This window comes from Pseudomonas sp. GW821-FHT01C01 (assembly GCF_059422645.1).
On record NZ_JBWKXF010000008.1, the window covers coordinates 189,249 to 195,419 of the forward strand.

The window sequence follows — 6,171 nt, forward strand, 5'->3', positions numbered from 1 at the left end:
AATGACTGAACAACTCAATACTGCTGAAAAACGTGCGGTCATCCTGCTGTCCGGTGGCCTGGATTCGGCGACGGTCGTGGCGATGGCTCGCGCCGAAGGCTACAGCTGCTACACCATGAGTTTCGACTATGGTCAGCGTTCTCACGCCGAACTGCATGCCGCCGAACGTGTCGCCCGGGACCTGGGTGTGGTCGAGCACAAGGTGATCGGTCTGAACCTGAACGGCATGGGCGGATCGGCGCTGACCGACAGTAGCATCGATATTCCGGAAGAGTTGGGTGAGGGCATTCCGGTGACTTACGTGCCGGCGCGTAACACGGTGTTCCTGTCCCTGGCGCTGGGCTGGGCTGAAGTGCTTGGTGCACGAGACATCTTCATCGGCGTCAATGCGGTGGATTACTCCGGTTACCCGGACTGCCGTCCCGAGTTCATTGAGTCTTTCGAGCGTATGGCCAATCTGGCCACCAAGGCCGGCGTAGAAGGCAATGGTTTCCGCATCCAGGCACCGCTGCAAAACCTCAGCAAGGCGCAGATCGTCCAGGCGGGCGTGAAGCTTGGCGTGGATTATGGCCTGACCGTTTCCTGCTACCAGGCTGACGATAACGGTCGTGCATGCGGCAAGTGCGACAGCTGCCGACTGCGTGCAGAAGGCTTTGCGGCGGCCGGAATCAGTGATCCAACACCTTATTTTTGATTTATTTCAAAATAGGTGTTGAATAGTCCTTAAAAATCAGTATTATACGCGCCACCACACAGCGGGTCGTTAGCTCAGTTGGTAGAGCAGTTGGCTTTTAACCAATTGGTCGTAGGTTCGAATCCCACACGACCCACCATTTTTGTAGCAGTTTAGAAAATCCGGAAGGCCCACGAAAGTGAGGATTTCCGGGTTTTTTTTTGCCCGCGATTCAGGTCCGCCTTGCTCCGGGCTGCTGCGCATGACGCAGGTCAGAATCACCTTTTGCATCCGTTGGATATTCTGTAGCCTTGCGCAGCTTCAACGCTGTCCGTGCCTGATGAATACTCACTTTCCCGGCGGTACCCTGAAGGGGCCGGAGCCGGGTGTATACTCGACTTTCGCGCGAATGCGCCTGCAGGTCTTGCGAACATGACGCAAATTTCCGAACGCCTTCTGGTTCAAGCCCACCTCGACGCCAAACAGCCCAAGCCGCTGACCGCCGATGAAGAGGCTTATTACCGTGCTGCCATCGCTGCCGAGCTCAAGGCTCAGGACGCGGTGCTGGTGGCCCACTTCTATTGTGATCCTGTCATTCAGGCACTCGCCGAAGAGACGGGCGGCTGTGTCTCCGACTCGCTGGAGATGGCCCGTTTCGGCAATGCCCATCCGGCCAAGACCGTGGTCGTCGCCGGCGTGAAGTTCATGGGTGAGACCGCCAAGATTCTCAACCCGGAAAAACGCGTGCTGATGCCGACGCTCGAAGCGACCTGTTCGCTCGACCTGGGTTGCCCGGTGGATGAGTTTTCCGCGTTCTGCGATCAGCACCCGGAGCGCACGGTGGTGGTGTACGCCAACACTTCCGCAGCGGTAAAAGCCCGAGCGGATTGGGTGGTGACTTCAAGCTGTGCGCTGGAAATCGTCGAAAGCCTGATGGACAACGGCGAGACCATCATCTGGGGCCCGGACAAGCACCTGGGAACCTACATTCAGCGCCAGACCGGTGCCGATATGCTGCTGTGGGACGGTGCCTGCATCGTTCACGAAGAGTTCAAGTCCAAGCAGCTTGAAGACATGAAGGCGCTGTACCCGGATGCGGCGATTCTGGTGCACCCGGAGTCGCCGACATCGGTGATTGAGTTGGCCGATGCCGTTGGTTCCACCAGTCAGTTGATCGCGGCGGCACAGAGCCTGCCGAACAAGACGCTGATCGTTGCGACAGACCGCGGCATTTTCTACAAGATGCAGCAGCTGTGCCCGGACAAGGTCTTTATCGAAGCCCCTACGGCGGGTAACGGCGCGGCGTGCCGCAGTTGTGCGCATTGCCCGTGGATGGCCATGAACACCCTTGAGCGGACGCTGAAGGCGTTGAAGGAAGGGGCGAACGAGATCTTTGTCGACCCGGCACTGATTCCGCAGGCGATTCGCCCGCTCAAGCGCATGCTTGATTTCACTCAGGCGGCGCGGATGAAGCTGGCGGGTAACGCATAAGCTCATTCAACCAGGCCCAAAAAACTGTGGGAGCGGGCTTGCTCGCGAAGGCGTAGTGTCAGGCAACATTGATATCGGCTGACACACCGCTTTCGCGAGCAAGCCCGCTCCCACAGTGGTTTCTGCGTCGGGAAGCTATTTGGTCTTCTTCGGAATCCGCACCAGTTCGGTATTGGAATAGATGTCATGCCAACTGCGTTTCTGCTTGTCGAACAGCAACCAGATGAAGCCCAGGCCAACGCACAGCAAGGAAGCGATGGACACCACAAAGCGCAGCAGCGCCTGCCACAGGCTGATGGATGAGCCGTCGGCGTTCTGTACCCGGATGCACCAGACTTGCATGCCCAGGGTCTGACCAGACCAGGTCCAGAATTTCGCGAAAAAGCCGAACAGTACGAACAACAGCACGGTGGAGAGCAGGGGATCACCGTCCAGCGCGCCGGCTTCGGTCAGGGTGCGCATCCTTTCTTCGCCGATGATCGCCATCTGGATCATCTTGTAGATGCCGCTGGTGACGATCAGTAGGGCGGTGCACAGCAGGAAATCGTAGAACATGGCTGCCAGACGACGACCCAGGCCAGCGGCAGGAAAGTCGCCCTGGGGAGTAAGCAGGTGTTTCGACATGGCAGGCTCTCGGTGAAAAAAGAAGCCATTTTACGGATTTACGCGCACAAAAAAGCCCCTGATGTCAGCATCAGGGGCTTTTTCGTTACAGAAGATTAACCTTCTGCTTGTACTTCGTCAGCCTGCATGCCTTTCTGGCCTTGCACGGCGATGAAGGTCACTTTCTGGCCTTCTTTCAGGCTCTTGAAACCGTTGCCCTGAATAGCGCGGAAATGCACGAACAGATCCGGACCGCTTTCTGGAGTGATAAAACCAAAACCTTTCTCGTCGTTAAACCACTTGACGGTACCGCTCTGACGTTGGGACATTTCTTATTTCCTTTGACGCAAAAAATTAATGACAGTCTCCTTCTCGTGAAAGAGTACTGGGGCTGGTTGCAGGAGAGTAAGAAGACGTCGAACGGGATGTAGCTAACTTGTAGGCTACTGCCCAGGTCACGATTCCAAGCGACCCATGCAAACACAGTGAACAAACTCTACGCCAACTACGGGAGAAAAAACAAGCCCTGTGAAAGCCCCGTATTTCCTCAGGTTGATGGCAAAGTCAGTCCACTCGTGGTGCCTTATACGTTATCGCTGTTCAATTGTTTTCGATCGTTATAAGCAAAGTTCATAATCGAAGCTTAGAGTCAAACAATGCACTATTTTATGGCGGTTGCGTTACACATTAGTGCACAGTTAACGCAACCGCGTTACTTATAGAAACATTCAATCAGCCACGATAGTAGCGTTGTGGAACAAATGGCATTTTGCTTACAAGCAAAGGCACCTTTTTCCCACGAACAATCGCCCAAACGGGTGTGTCCAGTGCGATGTAAGCGCTGTCGACATAACCCATGGCCAGCGGCCCGCCCAGGGTCGGGCCGAAACCGCCGCTGCAGACGCTACCGATGATGTCGCCGGCTTCGTTGACGATCTCGGCACCTTCGCGCACCGGTGTACGTTCCTGCGGCAGCAGGCCTACGCGTTTACGGTTTACGCCTGCCTGTTGCTGAGCGAATACGGTTTCGGCGCCAGGGAAGCCACCGGCCCGTGCGCCATCAGCGCGACGTGGCTTGGAGATCGCCCACAGCAGGCTCGCTTCGATCGGGCTGGTCTCGGTGTTCATGTCATGGCCGTACAGGCACAGGCCGGCTTCCAGACGCAGGGAGTCACGAGCGCCAAGGCCGATGGCGGCCACTTCCGCTTCAGCCAGCAGTGCACGAGCCAGGGCTTCGGCGTTGGCGGCCGGCACGGAGATTTCGAACCCGTCTTCACCGGTGTATCCCGAACGGCTGACAAAGCAGTCCACGCCCAGCAGTTTCACGCGGGCGAACTGCATAAAGGTCATCTTGGCCACTTCCGGGGCCAGACGTGCCAGCACGGTCACTGCGGCGGGGCCTTGCAGGGCAAGCAGGGCGCGCTCTTCGAACAACGGCTCGATCGTGCACTGGTCGCCGATGTGCTTGCGCAGGTGGGCCAGGTCCTGGTCCTTGCAAGCGGCGTTGACCACCAGGAACAGTTCGTCGTTGCCGAGGTTGGCGACCATCAGGTCATCGAGGATGCCGCCGGTCGCATTGGTGAACATCGCGTAGCGCTGCATACCCACCGGCAGGTCGATGATGTCCACCGGCACCAGGGTTTCCAGGGCTTTGGCCGCGTTGGCGCCGGTCAGGCGGATCTGGCCCATGTGCGAGACATCGAACAGCCCGGCCTGGTCGCGGGTGTGCTGGTGTTCTTTCATCACGCCCAGCGGGTATTGCACCGGCATGTCGTAGCCGGCGAACGGGACCATGCGGGCGCCGAGTTCGATGTGCAGTGCGTGCAACGGGGTTTTCAACAGTTGTTCGGTGGACATATTCAGCTCCTGAAGAATGGTGCAGATGAGCGCACATCAGCACTCGATAATGTTGACCGCCAAACCGCCACGGGCGGTTTCCTTGTATTTGCTTTTCATGTCGGCACCGGTCTGGCGCATGGTGCGGATAACCTTGTCGAGGGAGACGAAGTGTTGCCCGTCGCCGCGCAGGGCCATGCGCACGGCATTGATGGCCTTGACCGAACCCATGGCGTTGCGCTCGATGCAAGGCACTTGCACCAGCCCGCCAATCGGGTCGCAGGTCAGCCCGAGGTTGTGTTCCATGCCGATTTCCGCGGCGTTTTCCACTTGTTGCACGGTGCCGCCAAGGACCTCGCACAAGGCGCCGGCCGCCATCGAGCAGGCAACGCCGACTTCGCCCTGGCAGCCGACTTCGGCGCCGGAGATCGAGGCGTTTTCCTTGTACAGAATGCCGATGGCCGCCGCAGTGAGCAGAAAACGCACCACGCCGTCGTCATTCGAACCGGGGATAAAACGTATGTAGTAGTGCAATACCGCTGGAATGATCCCCGCCGCACCGTTGGTGGGTGCCGTTACGACGCGCCCGCCGTTGGCGTTCTCTTCGTTGACCGCCAGGGCGTAGAGATTGACCCAGTCCAGCACAGACAGCGGGTCGCGCAAGGACGATTCCGGGTTCTTGCACAGTTGCCGATGTAGCGCGGCGGCCCGGCGCTTGACCTTCAGCCCGCCGGGCAGGATGCCTTCATTGCGGCATCCGGCGGCGACGCAGTCTTGCATCACTTGCCAGATTTTCAGCAGGCCGGCGCGGGTTTCCGCTTCCGGGCGCCAGGCGCTTTCATTCGTCAACATCACCTGACTGATCGACAGGCCGTATTTGGCGCAATGAGCGAGCAGGTCCTTGGCGCTTTTGAACGGGAAGGTCAGGGGCGTGGCGTCTTCGACGATGCGATCGGCGCCAGCGGCGTCCTCATCGACCACAAAACCGCCGCCGACCGAGTAGTACTCGCGACTGCGGACCTGCAGGCCCGCCGCGTCGAAGGCGCGAAAAATCATGCCATTGGGGTGATAGGCCAACGGTTTGCGAATCATTGCCAGATGTTCTTTCTCGTTGAACGCAATGCTGTGTTCGCCGAGCAGGTTCAAGCGACCGTTGCCACGAATTTCTTGCAGACGCGCAGCGACGGTTTCGGTGTCCACGGTGTCCGGGTGTTCGCCTTCCAGGCCGAGCAGCACAGCCTTGTCACTGCCGTGGCCCTTGCCGGTAGCGCCGAGCGAACCGTACAGCTCGACCTTGACGCAGGTGGTGGCCGTCAGCAGCCCTTCACGGCGCAAGCCTTCGACGAAACGTGCAGCGGCGCGCATCGGACCGACGGTGTGGGAGCTGGAGGGGCCGATGCCAATCTTGAACAGGTCGAACACGCTTAACGACATGGTGGTTCTCCGGTTTCTTGTTATAGGAATAGGCGGAAACAGGGGGCTTGGTGCAGATCCCTGTGGGAGCGGGCTTGCTCGCGAAGGCGGCGAAACAGGCAGCACATTTGGCGGCTGACACACCGCCTTCGCGA

General features: G+C 58.7%; 6 protein-coding genes and 1 tRNA gene. 3 read left to right on the top strand and 4 right to left on the bottom strand.

Annotated elements, in window-relative coordinates; all coding sequences use genetic code 11:
* The first annotated feature begins 1 nt into the window (after nucleotide 1).
* The 3 genes from queC to nadA all read left to right on the top strand — a co-directional run bounded on the left by queC (nucleotide 2) and on the right by nadA (nucleotide 2,164).
* Nucleotides 2-694 (top strand): 7-cyano-7-deazaguanine synthase QueC, encoded by a 693-nt coding sequence (queC, locus tag AC07XF_RS08545; protein WP_007982287.1) that lies wholly within the window; start codon nucleotides 2-4, stop codon nucleotides 692-694.
* Between the two features lie 63 nt (nucleotides 695-757).
* A tRNA-Lys gene (locus AC07XF_RS08550) sits at nucleotides 758-833 on the top strand.
* A gap of 272 nt (nucleotides 834-1,105) precedes the next feature.
* On the top strand, nucleotides 1,106-2,164 hold the full coding sequence (gene nadA, locus AC07XF_RS08555; protein WP_007995624.1) for a quinolinate synthase NadA: 1,059 nt from the start codon (nucleotides 1,106-1,108) through the stop codon (nucleotides 2,162-2,164).
* A 135-nt stretch (nucleotides 2,165-2,299) separates the two neighbouring features.
* On the opposite strand, the gene AC07XF_RS08560 is transcribed toward nadA, so the two are convergent.
* From AC07XF_RS08560 to AC07XF_RS08575, 4 genes are all read right to left on the bottom strand, one after another.
* Nucleotides 2,300-2,788, bottom strand: coding sequence for an RDD family protein (locus AC07XF_RS08560; protein ID WP_495026145.1), 489 nt, complete (start codon nucleotides 2,786-2,788; stop codon nucleotides 2,300-2,302).
* Nucleotides 2,789-2,883: 95 nt separating this feature from the next.
* On the bottom strand, nucleotides 2,884-3,096 hold the full coding sequence (locus AC07XF_RS08565; RefSeq protein WP_007931076.1) for a cold-shock protein: 213 nt from the start codon (nucleotides 3,094-3,096) through the stop codon (nucleotides 2,884-2,886).
* A gap of 403 nt (nucleotides 3,097-3,499) precedes the next feature.
* Nucleotides 3,500-4,624, bottom strand: coding sequence for a glycine cleavage system aminomethyltransferase GcvT (gcvT, locus tag AC07XF_RS08570; protein WP_495026146.1), 1,125 nt, complete (start codon nucleotides 4,622-4,624; stop codon nucleotides 3,500-3,502).
* Nucleotides 4,625-4,660: 36 nt separating this feature from the next.
* The gene (locus AC07XF_RS08575; RefSeq protein WP_495026147.1) at nucleotides 4,661-6,037 is read right to left on the bottom strand and encodes an L-serine ammonia-lyase; all 1,377 of its coding nucleotides are present in this window, start codon (nucleotides 6,035-6,037) and stop codon (nucleotides 4,661-4,663) included.
* Nucleotides 6,038-6,171 lie beyond the last annotated feature (134 nt).